Origin of the sequence: Pontixanthobacter luteolus (assembly GCF_009828095.1) — a bacterium.
Classification (GTDB): domain Bacteria; phylum Pseudomonadota; class Alphaproteobacteria; order Sphingomonadales; family Sphingomonadaceae; genus Pontixanthobacter; species Pontixanthobacter luteolus.
This window is the reverse complement of record NZ_WTYP01000002.1, coordinates 702704-726761: the sequence shown is the minus strand read 5'-3', so window position 1 is coordinate 726761 and position 24058 is coordinate 702704. Positions and strand designations below refer to the sequence as shown.

Sequence of the window (24058 nt, the reverse complement as noted above, 5' to 3'; positions counted from 1 at the left end):
TGTTTGAGTGTTAGCTTTCTCGCCAGCGCGTGGCAACCAGCGAAACAAGAATTGCCAAGATTGCCCAAGCCATTGGCAGCCAGTTACCCAGCGCTGAAAACAGTGTCGGCGCTTTTGCCGGGGGCACATGGCCATCGATCCGGGCTGCGCGCAGCATCCCGATCCGCTGTCTGACAACGCCATCCGCATCTATTACTGCGCTGATACCGGTTGTGGTCGATCGCAGAACCGGCAACCCTTCCTCGATCGCGCGCATCCGCGCCTGCGCCAGATGCTGCGGCGGCCCCCATGCCCCGAACCAGCCATCGTTGGACGGATTGAAGATATAGTCGGGGCGTTTTTCCGGATCGGTCACCTGCCCCGAAAAGACGATCTCGTAACAGATCTGAATGCCAGCCTGCCCCCATTCGCCAAGGTCCAGCGTGCGCGGCCCGGGACCGGGAATAAAGTCGATTGATCCGGCAACAAGCCGTGTAGCGCCGAGCGGTTCGAGCAACCAACGCAGCGCGAGGTACTCGCCATAAGGTACCAGGTGCGTCTTGTCGTAACCGGCAATAATCTCGCCATCGCTGTTAATCGCGGTCACCGCATTGCGCGCGCCATATGCGCGGCCATCCTCGATCTCCAAATCAACCGCGCCGGTGAGCAGCAGGCTGCCCTCGCCAATCGCGCGCCCGATCCTGAACCGGGCAAAGGCGGGATCGCCGCCTGCTGTCATCTGGTTGTAGTAGCGCTGCGGATACCCATCCCGAAGATAATCTGGCACGCCCGATTCCGGCCACAGCACCAGGCGATTGTCCGCGCCTTGCAAATTGCGCGACAGCATCGCCGTGCGCATGAATTGCTCTTCAAAATTGCCAGGATCATCGAGTACGTCCTGCCTGACGTCAGGCTGGACCAGAGTGAAGGGTAAACTGCCTTCCGCGCGCTCTCCTGCAGGCCAATACATTCCGGCAGTGATGGCAATCAAAAGGGGCACCGCAATCACGGCGCGCCGGGCAGCTATCAGGCTGAACAAACCAACCCCGATCAGCACGGCCAGACCTGACAGCGCATATGTGCCCAACCACGGCAGGACCACGGCGAGGCCGGGCCTGTCGGATGGACCAAGCAGGATCAGGCCAAGCGGGTCCCATGCAAAACCGGTGAACACCCAGCTCCTTAGCCATTCGGAAATGGCCCAGCAGCCAGCAAAAAGAAGCGCGAATTTTCCATTCGTGCTGCCCTCGCCGAGAACCCGCGCGAGAATCGCAGCAAGCGCCGGATACACAGCAAGATACACCGACAGCAGCGGAACTGCTGCCCAGCCAAGCGAGGCAGGCATTTCCGCCTGATAGGTGAACGCAGTGGCAATCCAGTTGTTGGCAAGGGTGAAGTGCGCCAGCCCGAACAACCAGCCGCGAATCCCCGCTTCACGCCAGCCCGGTGCGGTAAACACAAGCCAGCCGAGAATTCCGACGGCGACAAGCGCCGCCGGCCACAACGCTAGCGGCGGAAAGCCGGTTGCCGCCACAGCGCCGCAAACAAGCGCGAGCCAGCGCGGATGCGCACCAACCGTGCGAATAAATGTTCCTAAAGCTTCCATGACCCGCCCCTCACTTCACGGAAGTTACCGGATCAATACGCTTGCCTCAGCCTGCCGCGCTAGCGGCTTCGCCGTCATCGGCCACCTTGCGGCGGCGCGGTGCGCGCTTGGGTTTCTCCGGCTGCTCGGAAGCATCGCCAATTGCTGGCGGAAGCACGGCCATGTCGATCTCGCCGTTGTCCTTGGCGACTTTCGGAGCGCGCGGTTTGCGCGGACGTTTGGCTTCGCGGGAAAACGGATTGTCGCCCTGCTCGACTTCGGCGCCTTCGCTGCCCTCTTCGAACTGGTCGTCATCACGCTTCGCGCGTTTCTTGCCGCGGCCGTTTTGGCTGCTTTTGCTGTCTTCGCGGTTATCGTCGCGAGTGTCGCGGTGGTCGCTGCGTCCATCGCTATCGTCCTGGTCGCTGCGGCGGCCACGCGAACGGCGGTTGCCGCGGCGATCATCGCCGTCATCTTCGTCTTCGTCGCTGCTATCGCCGCGCTCGTCCTGACGCTTGGCGCGCGCTTCGTCCTGACGCGCTTTGTTGTCGGCGATCACACGGAAATAGTGGTCGGCAAACTGAAGATAGTATTCAGCCTGCACGCGGTCACCATTGTGCTGCGCGTCCTGGGCAAGCTTCTTGTACTTGTCGAGCAATTGCGGCGCGTTTCCGCGCGCACGGCTATCGATGCGATTGGCCTGATTGCCTCCGCCCTGGCTGCGGTTCGGACTGCGGCCGCGACCACGACGATTATTGTTTCGATTGTTATTCAAGGAATTCTCTTCCTGTAGCGACCGGTGGCGGCATTCAGATGTACACGCCTGGCCAAATGACCCCTCGCCGCGATCGTCTCTTCACGATACGCGGTGCCCCATTTGCAGTTCGCCTGTTTGCTCTATGCACTAGCGCAAGCACGCAAGTGTTCTGCAAATGTTGGAGCTAGACCGGGATTTGAGCGTAAACGCCGTAAACCGCTGGTCTTGAGTTAGAGGTAATGTGTGTTTTGCCCTTTGCCAAGCCTTTATCGCAACAATAGTGCGCGAGGCCTGTGGGCAAGATCACGAAATAATTCTGCCGAGTACCCTGAAAGCCCGGCAATCTGAGACACTTGATCCGCCTGAGCGTATCCGATCTCCAGCAATATTATACCGTTTGGCGTAAGCATATTGCTCAGCTGCGGAATCAATGAACGGTAATCATCAAGGCCATCGGCCCCCGCAAACAGAGCGCTCGCGGGTTCGAACTGGCGCACCGATGGGGCAAGCTCAGCCCCGGTTTCGACATATGGCGGATTGGCGATGATCAAATCGAACCGGTCGAGATTTTCCGACCAGCCTTCCGCATTCCAGTCTGCGTGCAGGATGTGCGCCCGGTCGGCAACGCCCAACCTAGCGGCATTGGCTGCTGCGACCGAAACCGCGCCGAGCGATGCGTCGATACCGGTGCCCGATGCCTTGGGCAATTCGGCAAGCAGGGTCAGCAGCAAAGCGCCCGATCCCGTGCCGAGATCCAGTATCCGGGCAGCGGGCGGACTGTTGCGCAGCGCTGCATCGACCAGCGTTTCGCTGTCCCCGCGCGGGATCAGAACTTGCGGATTGACCAGAAATTCACGCCCGTAAAATTCCTGCCGGCCGAGAATATAGGCGACCGGTTCGTGCTGCTTGCGGCGGTCCAGGAGCCGGGCAAATTCCGGCGGCACTCCCCTGTCGCGACCGGTCAGGAGCATCTCTGAACGCGACATTCCCAGCGCCTCTGCCATCAGCAATTCGGCATCGAGCCGGGCGGTATCGGATGCCCCTTCAAGCGCAGAGGCGGCCTCGCGCAGAGCAGCGGAGACCGTGGTCATCGGCGCAGCCTCATGAATCGAGCGCGGCGAGCCTTTTCGCCTCGTCTTCCGCGATCAAAGCGTCGATCATTTCTGTCAGACCGGTTCCCTCGAGAATCTCGGGCAATTTGTGCAACGTCAGGCCGATCCGGTGATCGGTGACGCGGCCCTGCGGGAAATTGTAGGTGCGGATACGCTCGCTGCGATCACCGCTGCCAACCATCGCTTTGCGCGCCTCCGCCTCGGCGCCGTGCGCTTCGGCCCGCTTCAGATCATACAGCCGGGTGCGTAGCACCTGCATCGCCTTGTCGCGGTTCTTGTGCTGGCTGCGCTGGTCCTGCTGGATCACGACAAGCCCGGTGGGCAAGTGGGTCAGGCGGACCGCGGAATCGGTTGTGTTGACGTGCTGGCCGCCCGCACCCGATGCGCGGTAGATATCGATCTTAAGATCGCTGGGATCGATATGGACATCGACTTCGTCCGGTTCGGGCAGGACCGCGACGGTCGCGGCAGATGTATGGATGCGCCCGCCACTTTCCGTCACCGGTACACGCTGCACGCGGTGAACGCCGCTTTCGAACTTCATCTTGGCGAAAACGCCGGTTCCTTTGACGTTGGCGACGATCTCCTTGAAGCCGCCGACATCGGCCGCGTTCATGCTGACTGGTTCGACTTTCCAGCCTTGCTCGGCAGCGAATTTTTCATACATGCGGTACAGATCGCCTGCGAACAGCGCGGCTTCGTCACCACCGGTTCCGGCACGAATTTCGAGCATGGCGGGCCGGCTGTCGGCACTGTCGCGGGGCAGCATGGCAAGCGCCAACGCGCGCTCTTTCTCAGGCAGGCTGGCGCGCAGTTCGGCCAGCTCTTCCTCCGCCATTGCCTTCATTTCGGGGTCGGAGAGCATGGCTTCCAGCCCGGCGATTTCTTCCCGTATCGAGGAAACTTCGGCCACGATTTTCGCGACCGGCTCCAGCTCCGCGTAATCACGACTGGCTTGGACGAATTCCTCGCCCTCGAGCGTGCCGGACGCCATCCGCGCCTCCAGCTCGGCGAAGCGATGGGTAATCTGCTGGAGGCGTTCGGCGGGGATTTTCATCGCAAGAACGGCAGGGCTTCGAAGATTGCCGGATCGATATCGTCATCGCCGCTGATGCCGTGCCCGGTTTCGTGGAATGTGATGATCGAGGCGGCACCTTTCTTGACCGCCTTGTCACGGCGCTTGCGCGGGGACCCTGTCGCGATCATTTCAGCAGGCAGGTTGTGGTTGCGCAGCGCCGTGAGCGCCTCCATGCCCTGGCGAAGTGCCGCCTGCGAATTATCTTCAACCACGATTATTGCAGCAGCGGCCGGTTCAGCACGTTCGCCCACCAACATCGCCAGTCGTTCGATGCCCGCAGCCCAGCCGACCGCTGGCGTTGCCGGCCCGCCGAGGTTCTCGATTAGTCCGTCATAACGGCCGCCGCCCAGCACGGTGCTCTGGCTGCCCAGCGCATCGGCAGACGCACTGCCTTCATCGGGAATGAATTCGAACGCGGTGTGGCGGTAATAGTCGAGACCGCGAACCAGTGCCTCTGCCCGTTTCCATTTCACGCCTGCTGCATCGAGGCCGCTGGTTACGACAGCGAAGAATTCGCGTGCTTCGTCCGACAGGAAATCGTCGATCTTGGGTGCATCCGGCAGAAAAGGTTGGTCGCGGCGATCCTTGCTGTCGAGAATTCGCAGCGGGTTTTTTTCAAGTCGTTCCTGCGAATCTTCCGAAAGCTGGTCTTTCACGGCGCGAAAATACTCGACCAGCGCCGCGCGCCATGCCTCGCGGCTTTCCCCGTCGCCCAGCGTGTTGAGATGCAGGGTCACATCGCGGATGCCCAGCTCTTTCAGCAGGTGATCGGCCATCGCCAGCAGTTCGACATCGGCTTGCGGCTCGGCAGCGCCGATGATTTCCGCGTCAATCTGGTGGAACTGGCGGTAGCGGCCCTTTTGCGGCCGTTCATAGCGAAACAGCGGGCCGTGCGTCGCCAGCTTCAGCGGCGCGTGCTGCTGCCAGCCATTGGTCAGGAAAGCGCGTGCGATACCGGCGGTGAATTCAGGCCGCAGCGTCAGCGATTCCCCTCCGCGATCGTCGAACGAATACATTTCCTTCGACACGACGTCGGTTGTCTCGCCGAGCGAGCGCGCGAACACTTCGGTCTTTTCGAATACCGGCATCTCTGCACGGCGAAAGCGATACAGTTTACGCACGCGTTCGAAGGTTTCGACCACGAAAGCGAAAGCTTCCGCCTCTGCGCCGAAAATATCCTGTGTGCCGCGAATGGCCTGTGGTGTCTTTTTACCCATGCGGCGCGCTTAGGCGAGAGCGGCCACGCGGGCAATATGGACCCGCCGAATCCGGCAGCTGTATTTCCGAATAAATCGCGCACCTTGCCGCATTGCAGCATTTTCTTGCTTGGCGTGACGCGTTGCCGGCCCTATTGGCCCGCGCATGGATATCAGCAAAATCAGCATCGGCGATAATCCGCCGGAAAGCCTCAACGTTATCATCGAAGTGCCCACAGGCGGCGAACCGGTGAAGTATGAATTCGACAAGGCCTCTGGCGCGTTGTTCGTCGACCGCATCCTGCATACGCCGATGCGCTATCCGGCGAATTACGGCTTTGTGCCGCACACGCTTTCGCCCGACGGCGATCCGCTGGATGCGCTGGTCATCGCTCGCAGCCCGTTCATTGCCGGCTGCGTTGTCCGCGCCCGCCCGATCGGCGTTCTGAATCTGGAAGACGAGCACGGCGGTGACGAGAAGCTGATCTGCGTCCCGGTCGACACGACATTCCCGTATTATTCCGACGTGGGCGAGACGAAGGACCTTCCCTCGATCATTTTCCAGCAGATCGAACACTTCTTCACCCACTACAAGGATCTGGAAGATGAAAAGTGGGTCCGGATCGGCAATTGGGGCGACGCCGCCGAAGCACGCCAGATCGTGCTGGAATCAATCGAGCGCGCAGGCAAGTAAGCCTATTCGGTAGGCCGGTCGGGATCGAGCAGATCGTTTTCGACCGGCTCCGCCGCCCGTTCGGCTTCTACCATTTTCGTGATCTCGTCTTCTGGCGAGACATCGTGGGCTTCGGCTGCCGGTTCGACTGCGGCAGGTGCCTTCTTCGGTTTGGCAAGCTGCGCCTTGCCTTCGATATTCTCGAACGGAAGCGGCATAGTCCGCTCGTCGAAACGCAAACGATAGATTGGTTCGGGAAGCCCGAATCCGGCTTTCTCGAGAGCGCGCTTCACCGCTGCGATTGACCGGCTTCTGGCCTTGTACCAATCCGCCTCTGTCTGATCGATCCAGCCAAGAAACTGGATGACGATGTTCGAATCGCCGACATTCGTCACCCGCGCTTCCGGTGCCGGATCGCTGAGCACATAGCCGAGCGATTTGAGCGTCTCGCGCCCCAGATGCCGTGCGGCATTGGGATCGTCATCCGCATCAATACCAAGCTCGAAATCGAACCGCCGGTGCGGGTTGGTCGTGTAATTGAGGATCACTGCCTTGAACACGGTCGAATTGGGAATTCGCAGGTGATTTCCATCCAGCGTCATCATGATGGTGGCGCGGCTGGTCAGACGAATGATGCGGCCTTCCAGATCTCCGATCAGAACCAGGTCGTTCGCACGAAACGGCTGCCTGAGGCTGAGCATCAGCGATGCAACGTAATTCTCGATCGTGTCGCGCATCGCAAAACCCAGCGCGATGCCGATCACGCCTGCACCGCCTAGAACCGCGCCCAGCAGCGCCCCGGCCCCCAGCATGTCGAGCGCGATCACCAGACCGACCACGACAAACACGAACCGGATGGCGCTAGCCACCAGTTCGGCCAGGAACGGATTGGGGGTCACTTTTCGCCAGAACTTGCCGAAGCCGGCGATCAGGTAACCGATTGCGCCAATCGCCAGCGCGACCAGCAAAGCGACCCCGATCAGGGGCAACATCTTGGCAAAGCCAGCAAATCTTTCGCCCAGCGTTTCGATCGCGCCCACCGATGACCCTACCGACACATCCCGCTCGATGGTGTTTTCGACGGTTGCGATATCGAACCGGGCAGCAATGTTTTCCGCACGGGTAATCGCCGCCTCATCCGGGGCTGTGCCCGACAGTGTAACGACACTTTCCGCGACGTTTACCTCGACCGCAGAAAGAGAGGGGATTTCCGCGAAGATTTCTCGCAAGCGAGTGGCGATCCGGTCATCCGCGCCTGCATCACGTTCAGCTTCGAGCGGCTGCGCCGGTTCAGCGCTTGCCGGGGCGGTTTCCGGCGGGGCCGATGGCAGGATTGCCATGGCAGGGCCGGCGCTGGCCAATGCGAGCGCAAATATGCCCAATATTCTGCCAAGCGCCTGCATCCGTTTCACTCCCCTGCTATCGTCATTCCATCGACGCGTAGTGTGGGCACATTGATCGCCCGGTACATTTCCAAATCATCTGCTGGTATCAAAGCGGCGAACATATCGATCAGGTTCCCGGCAATCGTAAATTCGGATACCGGTTCGGCCAGTTTTCCGCCGCTTATCCTGAAGCCTGATGCACCCCGGCTGTAGTCGCCTGTGATACCGTTCACGCCCTGTCCGATCAGTTCGGTGACCAGCACGCCATCCTGTATATCGCCGATCAAATCGTCCCGGCTGCAGGTGCCGGCGCACATATGCACATTGCTGGCGGAAATTCCGGGCGACCCGCTGCCGGAACGCGCGGCATGGCCGGTGGGTGCAAGACCAAGCTGCCGGGCCGACGCGCTGTTCAGCAGCCACCCGGTTACGCGCCCTACGGCAACGATATCGCGGGCGGACGTGGGAAGCCCCTCTGCGTCAAAAGGTTTGGAGCGCAAACCGCGCTGCCGGTGCGGTTCGTCGCAGATACGGATATTCTCGCCAAAGATGGCGTCTTCCAGCCGGCCAATCATGAAACTGGATTTCCGCGCCACCGCCGCGCCGCTGATCGCGCCCAGCAGATGACCGATCAACGATCCGCCGACACGCGGATCGAACACCACCGGCATCGTGCCGCTCGGCAAACCTGCCGGATTGAGCCGCGCAACGGCCCGTTCGCCCGCTGTCTGGCCAACGGTGTCCGCCTGCGGCAAGTCCGCGGCATGCCGCGCTGTGCGGAAATCATAGTCGCGCTGCATCGTCTCGCCTTCACCCGCGATCAGGCTGGCGCTGAGCGAGCTATGAGTTGCTTCATAGCCGCCGGAAAAGCCGTGACTTGTGGCGAGCGCCACAACCGATCGGCCGAAGCTCGCACTGCCCCCGCCGCTATTGGTAACCCCGCCTACAGCGCGGCCTGCATCTTCCGTCTCCAGTGCGAGATCCTTCAATTGGGACGGCGTTGGTTCGGATGCATCGGAAAGGTCAAGGTCCGGCGCGGCGCCGGTAAGCAGGCGGTCCTGCGGCGCAAGTCCGGAATATTCGTCTTCAGGGGCGAGCCGTGCCATCGCGATCGCCCGTTCGGCCATTTCCTGAAGCGAGGCTTTGGAAAAATCGCTCGTGCTGACACTCGCAGATCGCTGGCCAACGAACAGGCGAAGGCCGATTTCCTCGCCTTCGGAACGCTCAACCTCTTCCAGCTTGCCCAGCCGGACAGAGACGTTTTCGGATGAGCTCGCAGACGCAACTGCATCAGCCGCATCGGCGCCAGCTTGTATGGCGAGGTCGATAATCTGGGCGCAGCGATCCTGCGCCTCTGAAGAAGTGATCATTGTGAGGGCGTAGTGCCCAGCCGTGCCGCGATCAATGCCGCAGCGCGTTTATGCCATTGCGGCGATACCTTTGAACAGCGCTGTCAGCGCGAATGGCAAGCCGATCGCGAGGATCCACAGGGCAATCTGGTCCCGCCGGTATGCATCGGCGAATCGGGGAGAGGCGGCCTCTTCGTCGGTCAGGTCGCGCCAGCGGCGTTCGAACCTGCGGCATGCGGGAATGATACCGGCGACGAGGACGACAAGCGCCAGCAGCGCCAGCGACTTCATGCCGGTTTCCTTCATCGCGCCGACCGTGGCAACGATATGGAGGGCAGTATAGACAATCAGGGCCCAGGCCACATTGTCGCTCATGCCTTTGCGCCAGTCGCGGGTGCTTGCGCCCCGTTCCTTCGCGGCTGTCTTCTCGTGCAGCGCCTTGTTCACACTTGCTCTCCCATGTCCTCTTCCGACTCGGAGTATCTCAAAGAGAGGCAAGACAATCAAGCGCGGTAACCAAAGCGTCGTTTTCGCTGCATTTCGTCGGACGGTATGCACCCCATGCAGGAATCTTGCCAATCAGCGGCCAGCGGGGGTTTTCATGACGTTTGCGAGTGCTACAAGTCGCCATATGAGCACTCAGGACCTTATGGAAACGGCGCCCACTGTCGACGCCAACGCACCGCTCCCCGATGGCGGGCTGGAAGTCATTTCGATCGCGAAAAGTTATGACAAGCGGGCCGTCCTGACCGATATTTCACTCACCGTCGGCAAAGGGGAAGTGCTCGGCCTGCTGGGCCCCAACGGCGCTGGCAAGACAACCTGTTTCTATTCGATCATGGGCCTCGTTCGCCCGGACGCTGGCCGCATCCTGATGGACGGGGAAGATGTAACCAAGCTGCCCATGTACCGGCGTGCGATCCTGGGCCTCGGCTATTTGCCGCAGGAAACCAGCATTTTTCGCGGCATGACGGTTGAGCAGAACATCAACTGTGTTCTCGAAATGGTCGAACCGGACGCGGAGACCCGCGAAGCGGAGCTGGAGCGGTTGCTGGAAGAGTTCGGCCTTAAGCGCCTGCGTGCTTCACCTGCCATGGCGCTGTCGGGCGGTGAACGGCGCCGCTGCGAGATTGCCCGCGCGCTGGCCGCGAAGCCCTCGATCATGCTGCTCGACGAACCCTTTGCCGGGATCGATCCGCTGTCGATCAGCGACATTCGCGATCTGGTGAAAGACCTGAAAACCCGGGGAATCGGCGTCTTGATCACCGATCACAATGTCCGCGAGACCTTGGAAATCGTCGACCGCGCCTGCATCATTTACGGCGGGCAAGTGCTGTTCGCTGGCACACCGCAAGCTTTGGTTGCCGACGAGAACGTGAAGCGGCTCTATTTGGGCGAAGGTTTCACCTTGTGATGAGACACTCGGCGGGACACTGAAATCATGGCCCTGGGCCCTCGCCTCGACTTAAGACAGTCTCAATCGCTGGTAATGACGCCGCAATTGCAGCAGGCGATCAAACTGCTGGCGCTGTCCAATCTCGAAATCGAGACTTTTATCGGCGACGCACTGGAGGCCAACCCGCTGCTGGAAGCGGGCGAATTGCGCAGCGAGACCCCAGAAACCGAAAGCATCGAAGCCGTACCCGAACCGGCCGCCGATGCGCCCGCATCAGGTGACGGGGCGTTGGACATCGACAAGTCAGCGATCGACGTCGACCGCGACACTGGCGACGGCGAACGGGGCGACGGTGAATGGGGCGCCGCCGGTTCGGGTTCCGGTCAGGGTGCCGATGACTTGCCCGGCATAGAAGAGCGCAGTTCCGCAACCCTTTCGCTGGCGGATCACCTGGGCGAACAGGTAGGCGCGGCCGCAGGCGATGCCAGAGAAGAATTCACCGCACGCTACATAATAGGTCTGCTCGACGAGGCAGGTTATCTGCCCGAAGACATTCGCCGGATCGCCCTGGATCTCGACATCGGTACTGCAGAGGCAGAGCGCGCATTGTTCGTGGTTCAGTCGCTGGAGCCTACAGGTGTGGGCGCACGAAGCCTGAGTGAATGTCTGACCCTGCAAGCGAAAGAGGCGGACCGTTACGATCCCTGTATGGCGCGGTTAATCGACAATCTCGACCTGGTCGCCAAGGGAGATTTCGCCCGCCTGAAACGGATGTGCGATGTCGATGATGAAGATTTCGCCGACATGTTGGGGGAACTGCGCGAATACGATCCCAAGCCGGGCCTTGCCTATGGCAGCGAAGCCGAAATGGCGGTCGTTCCGGATATCCTGATTACCCCGGGCAGCGCGGATGGCTGGAACATCAAGCTGAACGAGGAAACTCTTCCCAAGCTGATCGTGAACCGGAGTTACTTCGTCGAACTGCGCGAAAGCTGCTCCGACAAGGAAGCGCAGGGCTGGCTCAATGAAAAGCTCGCCGATGCGAACTGGCTGATCAAGGCCCTGGACCAGCGACAGAAGACGATTCTGAAAACGGCTGCGGAAATCGTGAAGAAGCAGGCAGGCTTCTTCCGCAAGGGCGTGTCGGAGCTAAGGCCCCTGACGCTGCGCGAGGTCGCGGACGAAATCGACATGCATGAAAGCACGGTAAGCCGGGTGACGTCGAACAAGTACCTGCACTGCGACCGCGGGACGTTCGAACTCAAATACTTTTTCACCAGCGGAGTCGGCGGCGGTGCCGATGGTGAGGGCGGCGCGTCTTCGGAAGCGGTCAAATCGCGGATAAAGGCGCTGACCGATGCCGAGGACCCGAAGAAAATCCTGTCAGACGACAAACTTGTCGACCTGCTCAAAGCGGAGGGCTTCGATCTCGCCCGGCGGACAGTCGCAAAATATCGCGAGGCAATGGGAATCGGCAGCAGCGTACAGAGGAGACGGGCCAAAAAACTGGCGGGCATTTGATATGATCGCAGCCGGCCAAAGCAGACTGTAAGGATGAAAATCCCTGACCCGGCGGCAAATTAACTGTGACTCAAATACCGCGCGACTCGCGGAGTCAGCTGGGTTTACCGGTTATTAACCTTTTTTGTTCAGAAGTTTTGTGGTTAATCCACGGCAACACCTCTTAGCGGAGTGTTACCAGATGAATTTGGGGCAAAGGGGGACCAACCCATGCGTGTACTGCTGATCGAAGACGAGCCGACAACAGCCAAGGCAATCGAGCTCATGCTCACGACCGAGGGCTTCAATGTCTACTCGACCGATTTGGGCGAGGAAGGGCTCGATCTGGGCAAGCTGTATGATTACGATATCATCCTGCTCGATCTCAACCTTCCTGACATGCACGGCTATGACGTGCTCAAGAAACTGCGTGTCGCCAAGGTGCAAACTCCTGTGCTCATCCTTTCGGGTATTGCCGAAATGGACAGCAAGATTCGCAGCTTTGGCTTCGGCGCTGACGATTACGTCACCAAGCCGTTCCACCGCGAAGAGCTGGTTGCCCGTATCCACGCAGTTGTGCGCCGTTCGAAAGGCCACAGCCAGTCGATCATCCGCACTGGCAAGCTGGCAGTAAACCTCGACGCCAAGACAGTGGAAGTCGATGGCGCACGTGTTCACCTGACCGGTAAAGAATACGCCATGCTGGAGCTGCTTTCGCTCCGCAAAGGCACAACGTTGACCAAAGAAATGTTCCTCAACCACCTGTATGGCGGGATGGACGAACCGGAACTCAAGATCATCGACGTGTTCATCTGCAAGCTGCGCAAGAAACTCAGCCATGCGTGCGGCGGTGAAAACTACATCGAGACAGTCTGGGGCCGCGGTTACGTGCTGCGCGATCCGGAAAGTGCCGCTGAAGCGGCCTGATCTTTCAGTCTTCAAGATAGCGAGTGGCACCCGGGATGGCAGCATCCCGGGTGTTCTCGTTTGTCCGGTACGAATTCATCTCGCAAACCGGTGAAGGAAAAGCCGGGTCACGGATTTCGCCGCTTCCGATTTCTCGGCGCTCGTCCCCTTCAATCCGATCGGTTTTGCAGCCCAGATGGTGGACGGGGCGATGGACATGGGGCTCACGCTGACTACCAATACATTGCTGGTCGGTCTGTTGGTCGTGCCCCCTGCTGCTGCGTCCCAGCGGATGCACGTGGTGTAATGCTTCACGACGGCCGCCTGGCGGCTCAGTCACCTGATAAGCGGAAATATCGACAAGCCGCTGTTCTTCCGCCCGCTGATACCCGGCGCAATCGGCGGCGCAGCAAGCGCATATGGCATCTGGACCGCTTGGGGTTGATGCCGCTAATGCGCCCGGCATGACTGCACACAAAGAAGGCGATCCGACCACCCTCAACCGGCTTTACGGCCGATCGATTGGCAAGCCCCTGCGCGCCTACCAGCAAAGTCTGGTGGACGATTTCCTGCCGCAAATCGCCGTGCCAACAGAAGGCCCGGTCACAGCCGAGCGCCTGTTTGGCAGCGAACGGCCATTGCATTTCGAGATCGGGTTCGGTTCCGGAGAACATCTGGCCGACCGCGCCAATATGCTGCCTGACCACGGCCTTATCGGTGCAGAGCCGTTCCTGAATGGTGTCGCAGGCGCGCTGGCTCACGCCAAGGAGCAGCGATTGGCAAACATCCGGCTGCATCATGGTGATGCGCTGGAGGTGCTATCCCGAATTCCCGACGCAAGCCTGAGCTTCATCTATCTCCTCCATCCCGACCCGTGGCCGAAAGCGCGCCATGCGAAGCGGCGCATGATGAATGACGGGCCGGTGCAGATGTTTGCCGACAAGTTGAAACCCGGCGGAGAGTTCCGCTTCGGCACGGATCACGACATCTATCTGCGTCACGCCTTGATGGTGATGCAGCGGCATACCGACAGTTTCGAATGGCTCGCAGAAGGGCCTGCCGATTGGCAAAACCGCCCTAGCGGCTGGTGCGAGACGCGGTACGAAAAGAAGGCCCGCGAGGTGTTTGGCCACGAGGTCTGGTATTTCCGCTATCGCCGCAAAGACTAACCGGCCAAGCGCCGCGCGGCTCAAATGGCCGCAGCGACTGCCGGTGCCAGCGTATAATTCCTGATACCAAGCTGTTTTTACGCGCCATACCGCAGGGCGATGGATGTTGCCGCTGCATTTGATCAGACGATATTTGGAATTCGCCTCGCCGATCTATGGCAATTCATCGCCATCGGCTTCGCGGCTCAGGTGGTCGATGGCGCATTGGGCATGGCATTCGGCGCAATCGCCAACACCTTGCTGATCGGCGTCGTGGGGATGCCGCCTGCCCAGGCTTCATACCGCGTGCATATCATCAAATGCTTCACTGCAGCTGCATCCGGGATCAGCCATTTTCTCAGCGGCAATGTCGACAATCGGATGTTCCTGCGACTGCTGCTGCCGGGCGTGATCGGCGGGGCGATCGGTGCCTATGGGCTTAGCAATGTCGACGCGGCTGTGATCAAACCACTCGTGCTCGGCTATCTTGCTCTGCTCGGCGTTATCCTTCTGCTGCGCGGTATGCGTGACACTTACGAGAAAGGCACCGCCCGCCATGTCGGACCGCTTGGCTTCCTTGGTGGCTTGCTGGACGCGATTGGAGGGGGCGGCTGGGGTCCGGTGGTCAGTTCCAGCCTCATGCTTCAGGGGACCGAGCCGAGAAAAGTAGTCGGCACCGTCAACAGCGCGGAGTTTTTCATTGCGGTCATCATCGCCGGAACTTTTCTCGGCCAGTTAGGGGGTGAGGCATTGCTCGCCCCGACCATTGGCCTGCTGGTGGGCGGTGTGGCTGCGGCCCCGTTCGGAGCCATGGCCGCAAAATACCTGCCCACCAATTTCATGCTCGTGCTGGTGGGAAGCGTGCTCAGCGCCTCCAGCACGATCGGCCTGTATATGCTGCTGGAAACTTAGCCGACGACCCCGGCTGCGGCCAGCACGGCCAGTGTCAGGACATCGGGCGCGATGGCAGTCATCGGCGCGATCTGGACCGGTTTTTCCATCCCGATCAGCATCGGGCCGATTGTGTCATCGCCGCCCAGTTCACGCAGGATCTTTGCCGAAAGGTTGGCCGATTGCAGCCCCGGCATGATCAGAACGTTGGCCGGGCCGGACAGCCGGCTGAACGGGTACTGCGCCATGACCTTGGGGTTGAGCGCGGCATCGGGCGCCATTTCGCCTTCATATTCGAAGCCGGGATCTTCCTGATCGAGGATCGAAACAGCCTCACGGATATTTTCCAGCCATTTCCCGCTCGGATTGCCGAATGTGGAATAGGACAGGAATGCAACGCGCGGTTCATGGCCCATGCGGCGGGCAACGGCCGCAGTTTCACGGGCGATATGCGCCAATTCTTTCGAACTCGGGCGTTCGTTGATCGTGGTATCGGCAAGGAAAGTCGTGTGGTTCTTGCCGATCATCATGTGTATGCCGAAGGGCAGCGCGCCCTCTTTCGCATCCAGTACCAAATTCACTTCGCGGGCGGTCTGGGCAAACGTGCGGGTCAGACCCGAAATCATCGCGTCGCCGTGGCCGAGAGCAACCAGCAGCGCGGCGAACACATTGCGTTCCTGGTTCACCATCCGCTGCACGTCGCGCTGGGTGTAACCGCGGCGCTGCAGGCGCTTGTAGAGGAAATCCACCATCGCCGGCACGTATTCGCAATCAGCCGAGTTCTGGATTTCGAAATCACCCGGATTGTCGACCCCCAGCATATGCATCTTGTCGGCCACGGCTTTCGTCCGGCCAACCAGGACCGGCGTGCCATAACCGAAATCGCGGAACTGGATCGCGGCGCGCAGCACAACGTCTTCTTCCGCCTCTGCGAAGACCACACGCTTCGGATTGGCTTTCGCAATCTCATAAGTGTTTGTGAGGACCGAAGTCGTCGGGTTCAGGCGCGCTTTCAGCGACAGGGCATAGGCTTCAAAATCGGCGATCGGAGCCTTGGCCACGCCCGAATCCATTGCCGCCTTCGCCACTGCGGACGAAACGACTTCCATCAGGCGCGGGTCGAACGGGGCGGGAATGATGTAATCAGTGCCGAATTTGTGATTTCTGCCGTAAGCGGCAGCGACTTCTTCCGGCACCCGTTGGCGAGCGAGATCGGCGATTGCGTGAGCCGCCGCGACCTTCATTTCTTCATTGATCGCGGTTGCCTGAACATCCAGCGCACCGCGGAAGATGAACGGGAAGCCGAGCACATTGTTGACCTGGTTGGGGAAGTCCGACCGGCCGGTGGCGATTACGGCATCCGGGCGCACCTTCTTCGCTTCGTCAGGCATGATTTCAGGCGTCGGATTTGCCATCGCGAAAATGATCGGCTGGTCAGCCATCTTTTTCACCCATTCAGGCTTGAGCGCCCCTGCAGCGGACAGGCCAAGGAAGATATCCGCGCCTTCCAGCGCCTCTTCAAGGCTGCGCGCTTCTGTCGGTACAGCGTGCGCGCTTTTCCATTGATCGACATTTTCGCGGCCCGGATAAATCGGCCCGGTGCGGTCGCACACGATCACGTTTTCGTGCGGCACGCCGATCGCCTTGATCAGCGCGGTACAGGCCAGCGCAGAGGCACCGGCGCCGTTCACAACCATCTTCACATCGGCAAAATCGCGTCCGGTCAGGTGGCAGGCATTGATCAGACCGGCAGCGGCGATGATCGCGGTGCCGTGCTGGTCATCATGCATGACCGGGATATTCATCCGCTCGCGCAGTGCCTGCTCGATGATGAAACATTCAGGCGCGGCGATGTCTTCCAGATTGATGCCGCCGAAAGTCGGTTCCATCAGGGCCACGGCCTCGATGAACTTTTCCGGGTCTTCGGTGTCGAGTTCGATATCGATGGAATCAACATCGGCGAAACGTTTAAAGAGAACGGCCTTGCCTTCCATCACCGGTTTGGAAGCGAGCGCGCCCAGGTTGCCGAGGCCCAGAATTGCAGTGCCGTTTGAAATCACCGCGACCAGATTGGAACGCGCAGTATATTTGGCGGCGTTTGCGGGATCTTTCGCAATCTCTTCAACCGGCACAGCCACACCAGGGGAATAAGCGAGCGAGAGGTCGCGCTGCGTTGCCATCGGCTTGGAGGCGATGATCTCGATTTTCCCGGGACGGATCGTTTCATGGTAGAAAAGTGCCTCACGAGCGGTGAAACTGTTGGTCTTGTCTTCTGCCACGTTCGGATACCTCTGTTGCTTGCCCCTGGGTCTTGCCGCTGCCGCTTAGCCCACGGCAAAGCGATGCGATAGGGGAAAGACGACAGCCCTCAAGTGTATGGTGGATAGGGCCAGAGCATGCCCTTCCCGAATCGCAGGCGGCCCGAGTAGTCCGTGGCGATGTCGGGCAAAACCACCCCTATGATGGAACAGTACCATGCGCTGAAGCAGCAGGCCGAAGGATGCCTGTTGTTCTACCGCATGGGGGATTTCTTCGAATTGTTCTTTGACGATGCAAAACAGGCGGCATCGATCCTCGACATCGCGCTGACCGCACGGGGCAAGGATAGCGGGGATCCGGTCCCGATGTGCGGGGTGCCGGTCCACGCCGCCGAAGGCTATCTGGCCCGCCTGATCAAGGCCGGATGCCGGGTCGCCATCGCTGAGCAGGTGGAAACACCGGAACAGGCGAAACAGCGCGCAAAACGGGAAGGCACTCCCTCATCGAAGGCGCTGGTGAAGCGCGACATCGTCCGCTTCGTCACGGCTGGCACCCTGACCGAGGAAGCCCTGCTGGAACCGCGCCGCGCAAATATGCTTGCGGCTGTGTGCGAGGTGCGCGGGTCCATCGGAATTGCCAGTTGCGATATCTCCACCGGGCGGATGGTGCTGGAAAGCTGCGATCCCGGCAATCTGCACGCTGCCCTCGCCCGCGTCGGTGCCAGCGAAATCATCACCCCCGATGACTGGGCCGGAAGGCTTGAAGATACGATCAGCCGGCCAAAATCAGATTTCGGCAGTGACGACGGCGAAAGGCGGCTGAAGACCCTGCACGAGGTAAAGACGCTGGATGGCTTTGGCGATTTCGACCGGGCAATGCTGGCTGCCGCAGGCGGACTGATCAGCTATCTTGAACATGTCGGCCGCGGCGATCTGCCACTGCTGCTGCCGCCCCGTGTGCGTGCAGGCGAAAGCCAGCTCTCCATGGACGAGGCGACACGGGCGAGCCTTGAGATACTGACTTCGCAGCAAGGGGGCCGCCAGGGCAGCCTGATCGCCGCCATCGACCGCTGCGTTACCGGAGCCGGCGCCCGCCAACTGGCTGACGACCTGTCCGCGCCCCTGTGCGACATGGCCGCAATTTCGGGCCGGCTCGCACTGGTTCACTACTTGCACCAGGACCCGCTGCTCCGCGCTGATTTGCGCGATGTCCTCCGCTTGCTGCCAGATATCGGCCGCGCGCTTGGACGTGTGGTGGCGGGCCGCGGCAGTCCGCGGGACCTGGGCCAAATTCGTGACGGGCTGGCAGAAGCTCGCAGGGTTCGTGATTTCCTGTCGCACAAGCCAGACCGCCCCGTGCTGCTCGAAAGCTTGCTGCCGCTGATGGGCGGGCATGGAGCGCTGGTCGACCTGATGCAGCGCGCACTGGTCGCAGCCCCGCCTACCGAACGGCAAAACGGCGGATTTATCGCCGAAGGTTATGACGCATCGCTGGACGAATTGCGCCAGGTTTCGGGCAATGCGCGCCGGGCAATCGCGGCTCTCGAAGCGCGCTACCGCGACGATACCGGCATCGCTTCGCTGAAGATCAAGCACAATGGTGTGCTCGGCTATTTCATAGAAGTCCCGGCGCGCCATGCCGACACGTTGATGGCACCTGACAGCGGCTTTACCCACCGGCAGACGATGAAAGGTGCAGTGCGATTCAACTCGCTGTCGCTGCATGAAGAAGCTGGCCGGATCAGCGAAGCGGGCGGGCACGCGCTGGCCGCTGAAGAGGAACACTTCGAAATGCTTGCCGCGCAGGTTGTGGCCGCGCGCCAAGAGATTGCAGCGACAGCAGATGCCTTGTCGCGGATCGATGTGAGCGCCGGGCAGGCTGAGCGCGCAGCCGAAGGCGATTGGTGCCGCCCGCAAATCAGCGAAGACACCGTTCTGGCCATCGTCGGCGGCAGGCATCCGGTGGTCGAAGCTGCTCTGGCGCAAGCGGGGGACCGGTTTGTCGCCAATGATTGCACATTGGTGCCGGAAGACCGGCTGTGGTTGATCGGCGGGCCGAACATGGGCGGTAAATCGACATTCCTGCGCCAGAATGCCCTGATCGTGTTGTTGGCGCAGGCTGGCGGCTATGTCCCTGCAGAGAGCGCACAGATCGGGCTGGTGGATCGGTTGTTCAGCCGGGTGGGCGCATCGGACAATCTTGCCCGCGGCCGCTCGACATTTATGGTCGAGATGGTCGAAACCGCCGCGATCCTTTCCCAAGCGACAGATCGCAGCTTCGTGATCCTCGATGAGGTAGGGCGCGGCACCTCGACATATGACGGGCTGGCACTGGCGTGGGCGGTGGTCGAAGCGGTGCACGAAAACAATCGATGCCGGTGCCTGTTCGCGACACATTACCACGAGCTGTCCCGCCTTGCAGACAGATGCGATGCACTGTCCTTGCATCACGTGCGCGCCCGCGAATGGAAGGGCGATCTGGTATTGCTGCACGAACTGGCAAACGGCCCCGCTGACCGCAGTTATGGACTGGCCGTCGCAAGGTTGGCGGGAATTTCGAAGCAAGTCGTAGCGCGCGCCAAGTCGGTGCTCGACAAGCTGGAGAAAGGCCGCGCAAAAACTGGTGGACTGGCGGCCGGACTGGGCGATTTGCCACTATTTGCTGCCGTTCAGGCCGACGATGATGAACCCGGCGACCCCGTGCGCGAAAAATTGTCGGAACTCGACATAGATGCTCTCTCTCCGCGCGAAGCCCTCGAAATCCTGTATGAAATCAAGCGCGCTGCGGAATCTACCTGATATTAAGAATTTGCCCTTATGTCAGGGACACTATGTCGCAAAATCTATCTCGATTTAAGTTCGGCACACTCGCCTTCGTAGGCGCGGTAGCCTTTGTCGCAGCCAATCTGGTCGGTACAGAAGACCAGGAAGGTGTCGTCGCTCAATTCGTCGACGAAGATGATAGCAGCAACAGAACGCGCGCTGCCGCCCCGCCCCCTCCCGTCGCCATGCAATCTGAAATTGCTCCGCCGCGCGAGGAGTACCAACCGTCTGAATTCTATGCTGACGATGAACTGGTTGAAATGGCAGAGGGATTCGATCCTACGCCGGACGGCCTCGATGAAAATAATTTTCAAGAAGATAACGCTGCGACTCCGCGCGTTCAGGCACAGGTTCCGCGGAGCGCGGCAAACGACAGCATGGTTGCCGAACCCGAGGAAGGTGATATCGTCATGATCGATGGCAGAGCCGGACCCTTCTTCTAACGATCTCGCTGAACAGCGCACCGACTGGGCGGAGGACCGCACGGTCCAAGCGACCGAGCGGACATATGCCGGTTGGCTGCGGACGGCATTTGCCGCAATCGGCATCGGCCTGGCGTTTCGTGCCCTGTTTGGGGAATTGCAGCCGCCCTATCTGGCGAAATCGATTGCGACGATTTTCATCTTGATCGGCGGACTTGTCTCATGGTCGGCTCAGCGCAATGCATGTCGGACCCTGTCACGGCTGAATTCCCATGATATCGACGCCCCGCGCGCGTTACATATGCGCTGGCTCAGCTACATTGTTAGCGCGGGGGCGGTGATATTGGCCGTAGCCCTGTGGATGCTTAACGCAGACGACATCTAGTCAGTCCTGCATCCTGAAGGCGCGGCTAGCCTGAAATCAGGTGCCGTCGCCGCGCAATCCGTCCAATTTCTTGTCCTTGCCGTATTTGTCGACATTGTCGTCGTGGTTCGGCTCGTTTGCGTAGGCATCCATGTCGATGCGGCCCGAACTTTCCATGTCGCGCATGTGATCGATCGTATCCTGTTCCGACGAACCGAGCGGCGTCTGCCCGCGCGCATCCTTCACGCTTTCGGTCGGACTCTCGGTTTCTTCGGTCAGGGCCTGCGCTTGCTGCGCCACTTCCTGAGCCTGGTTGCGATGATCGTCTTGCTCGTCATTGTGAGTTTCCGGCGCGAGGCCGGACTGGCGTTCTTCCTGCGAAAGTGTCTTGCGGTCAGTCATTGAGAAATCTCCTTTGCCTGACCAACGGTTGAGCACCGCGCTGTGTTCCGCCCATTGAACCGGGAAAGGCGGCGCATGCGGCAAACCGTCAGCGGGTTGGCACCGGTGCCTCGCCTGAATAATCGTAGAAACCACGGCCTGTCTTGCGGCCAAGCCAGCCTGCTTCGACATATTTTACGAGCAGCGGCGCCGGGCGGTATTTGCTGTCGCCGGTGGTATCGTAGAGGACCTTGATAATCTCGAAACAGGTGTCGAGCCCAACAAAATCAGCGAGCTGCAATGGGCCCATCGGGTGGTTGAGGCCCAGTCGGCAGCCCTTGTCGATGTCTTCGATATTGGCCGTGCTCTGACCGAGTACGAAAATCGCTTCATTAATCATCGGCAGCAGGATGCGGTTCACGACGAAGCCGGGTTCGTCTTGCGACAGGACGACTTCCTTGCCCAGGCTTTCGGCAAAGGCGGTGATCCGGTCGGTGGTGTTCTGGGCCGTGGCCAGGCCCGGGATGACTTCGATCAGGCCCATCACCGGCACCGGATTAAAGAAATGCAGCCCGATGAAGCGTTCGGGATCGGGCGCGTAATTGGCCATCCGCGTAATCGGGATCGAACTGGTGTTGCTGGCCATGATCGCATCAGCCGACAGAACCTTGCCGGCGGCTTCGAAGATCTTACGTTTGATCGCTTCCTGCTCGGTCGCCGCTTCGATGATCAAATCCGCATCGGCCATGGCTGCATTATCGGCGATCGGTGTAATCCGGGACAGAGCCGCTTCGGCATCTGCGACCTCGATCTTGCCGCGGCCAACCAGCTTGCCAAGCGCCTTCTCAATGCCGCCCTTGGCCTTTTCTGCCACTGCCAGCTCGATGTCGGAGAGCATCACATTGATGCCATTCTGGGCCACTGTCTGGGCAATGCCCGAGCCCATTTGACCAGCACCGATGATTGCGACTTTACGCATCTGAAATCCCTTCGCACATGCAGCAAAAGGGCCTGTTAGCGGCTGATGGCTGGCCTGACTAGCGCTTAGCGCCTCTGCTCGCGCCGGGCACCCATTTCACGTCGCGTGTGCCGTTATCGTTGAGCACACGGGCCAGAACAAACAGATAGTCCGACAGGCGGTTGATATAGGCAAGCGCCTGCGGATTTGTGGGTTCTTCCGCCGCCATGGCGGTCAGCGCGCGTTCTGCCCGGCGAACCGATGCACGGGCGATGTGAGTTCGCGCGGCAGCTTCTGATCCGCCTGGAAGAATGAAACTGGTCAACGGCTGCAAATCGGCATTCAGCGCATCGATTGCAGTCTCCAGCCAATCGACCTGCGGCGCGACGATCCGCAGCACCATTTCCGAGGGTTCAAAATCCGACCCGCCGAATTCGCCCAGCGGGGTGGCAATATCCGCGCCCAGATCAAACAGGTCGTTCTGTATTCGCTCGACATCGGGGGCATGGGCACCGCCTTGCAGCGACACGGCGGCAAGGCCCAGCGCACTGTTGGCCTCGTCTACAGCCCCGATGGCATCCATCCGCGCGGCATGCTTCGCAACGCGCGAACCATCTACGAGCCCCGTTGAACCATCGTCACCCGTGCGGGTGTATATCTTGTTGAGTTTGACCAATTAACCCGCGCGGCTGATGCCGAGGATGATCACCACGACAAGAATGGCCAGCCCCTGATACTTGATCCGGGCGAACATGGCCTTGTTTTGCCTAAGCTGCATTTCGGTTGCGTCCTGGCTTTCGCCAGTTTCAAGATCGATTTTCGTGCTTTGCAGGAAAGCCACGATGCCACGAACCAGCGACACGACCACCAGAATGCAGAGAATTGCGAGAACGATAATCAGAAATGTTGTCATGACACCTACCTAGTTACCGACCAAGCGAAATACCAGCAGGAAGGTTCCCGCTGCGCAGCGCTTTGGCCAGCGCGAGTCCGTCCTCGCCAGCCAACCGTCGATCCTGAAGCGATGCGGAATCGCGCCGCTTGGCCAATTTCTGCCCGCTCTCGTCCAGCAGCAAATCGTGGTGATGCCATACCGGCACCGGCAGTCCGAGCAGTTCCTGAAGCAGCCGGTGGATATGGGTCGCCGCGAACAGGTCCGCCCCGCGCGTCACCAGCGTTATTCCGTCGCTCGCATCGTCGAGCGTGACCGCCAGATGATAGCTGGCCGGGGCATCCTTGCGGATAAGCACGACATCGCCGAACAGATCGGGCCGTCCGGCTTGTTCCCCTACAAGGGCATCGCGCCAGGTCAGCGGCCCCGCAATCTCCATCGCTTTTGCCATGTCGATGCGGAATGCGGCATCGGGCCGGTTCGGATCGATGCTGCGGCCTTTGCAGGTTCCGGGGTAAATCGGGCCGTCCGGGCCACTCTGTGTCGCCGATGCGGCAATTTCTGCACGGGTGCAGGTGCAGGGATAAAGCACGCCGTGCTGGCCGATCAGTACGTCGCGCGCCGCTTGCTCGTACCGTACAAGGCGGGTGGACTGGGCCGGCACTTCCTCCCATTCAAGCCCCAGCCATTGCAGATCGCGGCGGAATGCTTCCGCCAGTTCGGGCTTGCTGCGCGGGCCGTCGATATCCTCGATCCGCAGCAGAAAACGGCCCCCACCCTCCCGCGCAAGATCATGCGCGACTATCGCGGAATAGGCATGGCCCAGATGCAGCATCCCGTTGGGGCTTGGAGCAAAGCGGGTAACGATCATTCAGGCTTCCTGCTTTGACGAACACCGCACGGCCGGGCGAACAAGCTTGTGGATTGACACCTTGTAACAGGCTTGACGCTTTCTGGCGCAAATGATCTTCTTGTGTCCATCAGGAAGGAGCATTTGCGTGTTCA

The 24058-nt window shown here is 60.3% G+C and carries 24 protein-coding genes; 9 read left to right on the top strand and 15 right to left on the bottom strand.

Features of this window, described 5'->3' with window-relative positions; all coding sequences use genetic code 11:
- Positions 1-10: 10 nt before the first annotated feature.
- From lnt to hisS, 5 genes are all read right to left on the bottom strand, one after another.
- Entirely contained in the window at positions 11-1585 is a 1575-nt protein-coding gene (lnt, locus tag GRI43_RS12065) for an apolipoprotein N-acyltransferase (RefSeq protein ID WP_160731338.1), read from the bottom strand.
- Positions 1586-1631: 46 nt separating this feature from the next.
- Positions 1632-2339, bottom strand: a complete 708-nt coding sequence (locus GRI43_RS12060; protein ID WP_160731337.1) for a DUF4167 domain-containing protein — start codon at positions 2337-2339, stop codon at positions 1632-1634.
- A 248-nt stretch (positions 2340-2587) separates the two neighbouring features.
- Entirely contained in the window at positions 2588-3412 is an 825-nt protein-coding gene (prmC, locus tag GRI43_RS12055; protein WP_160731336.1) for a peptide chain release factor N(5)-glutamine methyltransferase, read from the bottom strand.
- Positions 3413-3422: 10 nt separating this feature from the next.
- The gene (prfA, locus tag GRI43_RS12050; RefSeq protein ID WP_160731335.1) at positions 3423-4490 is read right to left on the bottom strand and encodes a peptide chain release factor 1; all 1068 of its coding nucleotides are present in this window, start codon (positions 4488-4490) and stop codon (positions 3423-3425) included.
- The gene (gene hisS / locus GRI43_RS12045; RefSeq protein WP_160731334.1) at positions 4487-5728 is read right to left on the bottom strand and encodes a histidine--tRNA ligase; all 1242 of its coding nucleotides are present in this window, start codon (positions 5726-5728) and stop codon (positions 4487-4489) included. The genes prfA and hisS overlap by 4 nt, the downstream gene beginning before the upstream one ends.
- Positions 5729-5873: 145 nt before the next feature.
- Between hisS and ppa the strand changes: the two genes are divergently transcribed.
- Positions 5874-6401 (top strand): inorganic diphosphatase, encoded by a 528-nt coding sequence (gene ppa, locus GRI43_RS12040; RefSeq protein ID WP_160731333.1) that lies wholly within the window; start codon positions 5874-5876, stop codon positions 6399-6401.
- Positions 6402-6403: 2 nt separating this feature from the next.
- On the opposite strand, the gene GRI43_RS12035 is transcribed toward ppa, so the two are convergent.
- The 3 genes from GRI43_RS12035 to GRI43_RS12025 are packed head-to-tail and all read right to left on the bottom strand — an operon-like array spanning position 6404 to position 9561.
- The gene (locus GRI43_RS12035) at positions 6404-7783 is read right to left on the bottom strand and encodes a mechanosensitive ion channel family protein (RefSeq protein WP_160731730.1); all 1380 of its coding nucleotides are present in this window, start codon (positions 7781-7783) and stop codon (positions 6404-6406) included.
- A gap of 5 nt (positions 7784-7788) precedes the next feature.
- The gene (locus GRI43_RS12030; RefSeq protein WP_160731332.1) at positions 7789-9135 is read right to left on the bottom strand and encodes a TldD/PmbA family protein; all 1347 of its coding nucleotides are present in this window, start codon (positions 9133-9135) and stop codon (positions 7789-7791) included.
- A gap of 48 nt (positions 9136-9183) precedes the next feature.
- Positions 9184-9561 carry a hypothetical protein gene (locus GRI43_RS12025; RefSeq protein WP_160731331.1) on the bottom strand — a complete coding sequence of 126 codons (378 nt, stop codon included), beginning with the start codon at positions 9559-9561 and terminating at the stop codon, positions 9184-9186.
- 184 nt (positions 9562-9745) lie between these two features.
- On the opposite strand from GRI43_RS12025, the gene lptB reads away from it, so the two are divergent.
- The 3 genes from lptB (at position 9746) to ctrA (ending at position 12937) form a co-directional block, all read left to right on the top strand.
- Positions 9746-10528 (top strand): LPS export ABC transporter ATP-binding protein, encoded by a 783-nt coding sequence (lptB, locus tag GRI43_RS12020; protein ID WP_160731729.1) that lies wholly within the window; start codon positions 9746-9748, stop codon positions 10526-10528.
- Positions 10529-10555: 27 nt separating this feature from the next.
- Complete coding sequence (rpoN, locus tag GRI43_RS12015; RefSeq protein ID WP_160731330.1) at positions 10556-12031, top strand: RNA polymerase factor sigma-54; 1476 nt, start codon at positions 10556-10558, stop codon at positions 12029-12031.
- A 210-nt stretch (positions 12032-12241) separates the two neighbouring features.
- Positions 12242-12937 (top strand): response regulator transcription factor CtrA, encoded by a 696-nt coding sequence (ctrA, locus tag GRI43_RS12010; protein ID WP_160731329.1) that lies wholly within the window; start codon positions 12242-12244, stop codon positions 12935-12937.
- A gap of 75 nt (positions 12938-13012) precedes the next feature.
- Here the strand turns inward: ctrA and GRI43_RS12005 are convergent, their stop codons facing one another.
- Positions 13013-13231, bottom strand: a complete 219-nt coding sequence (locus tag GRI43_RS12005; protein ID WP_160731328.1) for a hypothetical protein — start codon at positions 13229-13231, stop codon at positions 13013-13015.
- 149 nt (positions 13232-13380) lie between these two features.
- Between GRI43_RS12005 and trmB the strand changes: the two genes are divergently transcribed.
- Together trmB and GRI43_RS11995 are read left to right on the top strand one after the other, a co-directional pair.
- Positions 13381-14085 carry a tRNA (guanosine(46)-N7)-methyltransferase TrmB gene (gene trmB / locus GRI43_RS12000; RefSeq protein ID WP_160731327.1) on the top strand — a complete coding sequence of 235 codons (705 nt, stop codon included), beginning with the start codon at positions 13381-13383 and terminating at the stop codon, positions 14083-14085.
- A 99-nt stretch (positions 14086-14184) separates the two neighbouring features.
- Positions 14185-14976: a sulfite exporter TauE/SafE family protein gene (locus tag GRI43_RS11995; protein WP_160731326.1), complete on the top strand. Its 792-nt coding sequence runs from the start codon at positions 14185-14187 to the stop codon at positions 14974-14976.
- Here the strand turns inward: GRI43_RS11995 and GRI43_RS11990 are convergent.
- Complete coding sequence (locus GRI43_RS11990; protein ID WP_160731325.1) at positions 14973-17234, bottom strand: NADP-dependent malic enzyme; 2262 nt, start codon at positions 17232-17234, stop codon at positions 14973-14975. The two genes, GRI43_RS11995 and GRI43_RS11990, sit on opposite strands and share 4 nt — an antisense overlap.
- A gap of 159 nt (positions 17235-17393) precedes the next feature.
- On the opposite strand from GRI43_RS11990, the gene mutS reads away from it, so the two are divergent.
- From mutS to GRI43_RS11975, 3 genes are read left to right on the top strand one after another with little or no spacing between them, the layout of a single operon-like run.
- A complete protein-coding gene (mutS, locus tag GRI43_RS11985) occupies positions 17394-20012 on the top strand; it encodes a DNA mismatch repair protein MutS (protein WP_160731324.1) in 2619 nt (872 codons plus the stop codon).
- A 32-nt stretch (positions 20013-20044) separates the two neighbouring features.
- Positions 20045-20479 carry a hypothetical protein gene (locus tag GRI43_RS11980; RefSeq protein WP_160731323.1) on the top strand — a complete coding sequence of 145 codons (435 nt, stop codon included), beginning with the start codon at positions 20045-20047 and terminating at the stop codon, positions 20477-20479.
- A complete protein-coding gene (locus tag GRI43_RS11975) occupies positions 20454-20843 on the top strand; it encodes a YidH family protein (RefSeq protein ID WP_160731322.1) in 390 nt (129 codons plus the stop codon). Before GRI43_RS11980 ends, GRI43_RS11975 begins: the two co-directional genes overlap by 26 nt.
- A gap of 36 nt (positions 20844-20879) precedes the next feature.
- Here GRI43_RS11975 and GRI43_RS11970 read toward each other — a convergent pair whose 3' ends face one another.
- The 5 genes from GRI43_RS11970 to gluQRS all read right to left on the bottom strand — a co-directional run bounded on the left by GRI43_RS11970 (position 20880) and on the right by gluQRS (position 23924).
- Positions 20880-21224 (bottom strand): hypothetical protein, encoded by a 345-nt coding sequence (locus GRI43_RS11970; protein WP_160731321.1) that lies wholly within the window; start codon positions 21222-21224, stop codon positions 20880-20882.
- An 88-nt stretch (positions 21225-21312) separates the two neighbouring features.
- Positions 21313-22182 carry a 3-hydroxyacyl-CoA dehydrogenase NAD-binding domain-containing protein gene (locus GRI43_RS11965; RefSeq protein WP_160731320.1) on the bottom strand — a complete coding sequence of 290 codons (870 nt, stop codon included), beginning with the start codon at positions 22180-22182 and terminating at the stop codon, positions 21313-21315.
- A 58-nt stretch (positions 22183-22240) separates the two neighbouring features.
- Positions 22241-22837, bottom strand: a complete 597-nt coding sequence (locus GRI43_RS11960) for a cob(I)yrinic acid a,c-diamide adenosyltransferase (RefSeq protein ID WP_160731319.1) — start codon at positions 22835-22837, stop codon at positions 22241-22243.
- The gene (locus tag GRI43_RS11955; protein ID WP_160731318.1) at positions 22838-23074 is read right to left on the bottom strand and encodes an HIG1 domain-containing protein; all 237 of its coding nucleotides are present in this window, start codon (positions 23072-23074) and stop codon (positions 22838-22840) included. It abuts the gene before it with no gap.
- 13 nt (positions 23075-23087) lie between these two features.
- Complete coding sequence (gene gluQRS, locus GRI43_RS11950; RefSeq protein WP_160731317.1) at positions 23088-23924, bottom strand: tRNA glutamyl-Q(34) synthetase GluQRS; 837 nt, start codon at positions 23922-23924, stop codon at positions 23088-23090.
- Positions 23925-24058 lie beyond the last annotated feature (134 nt).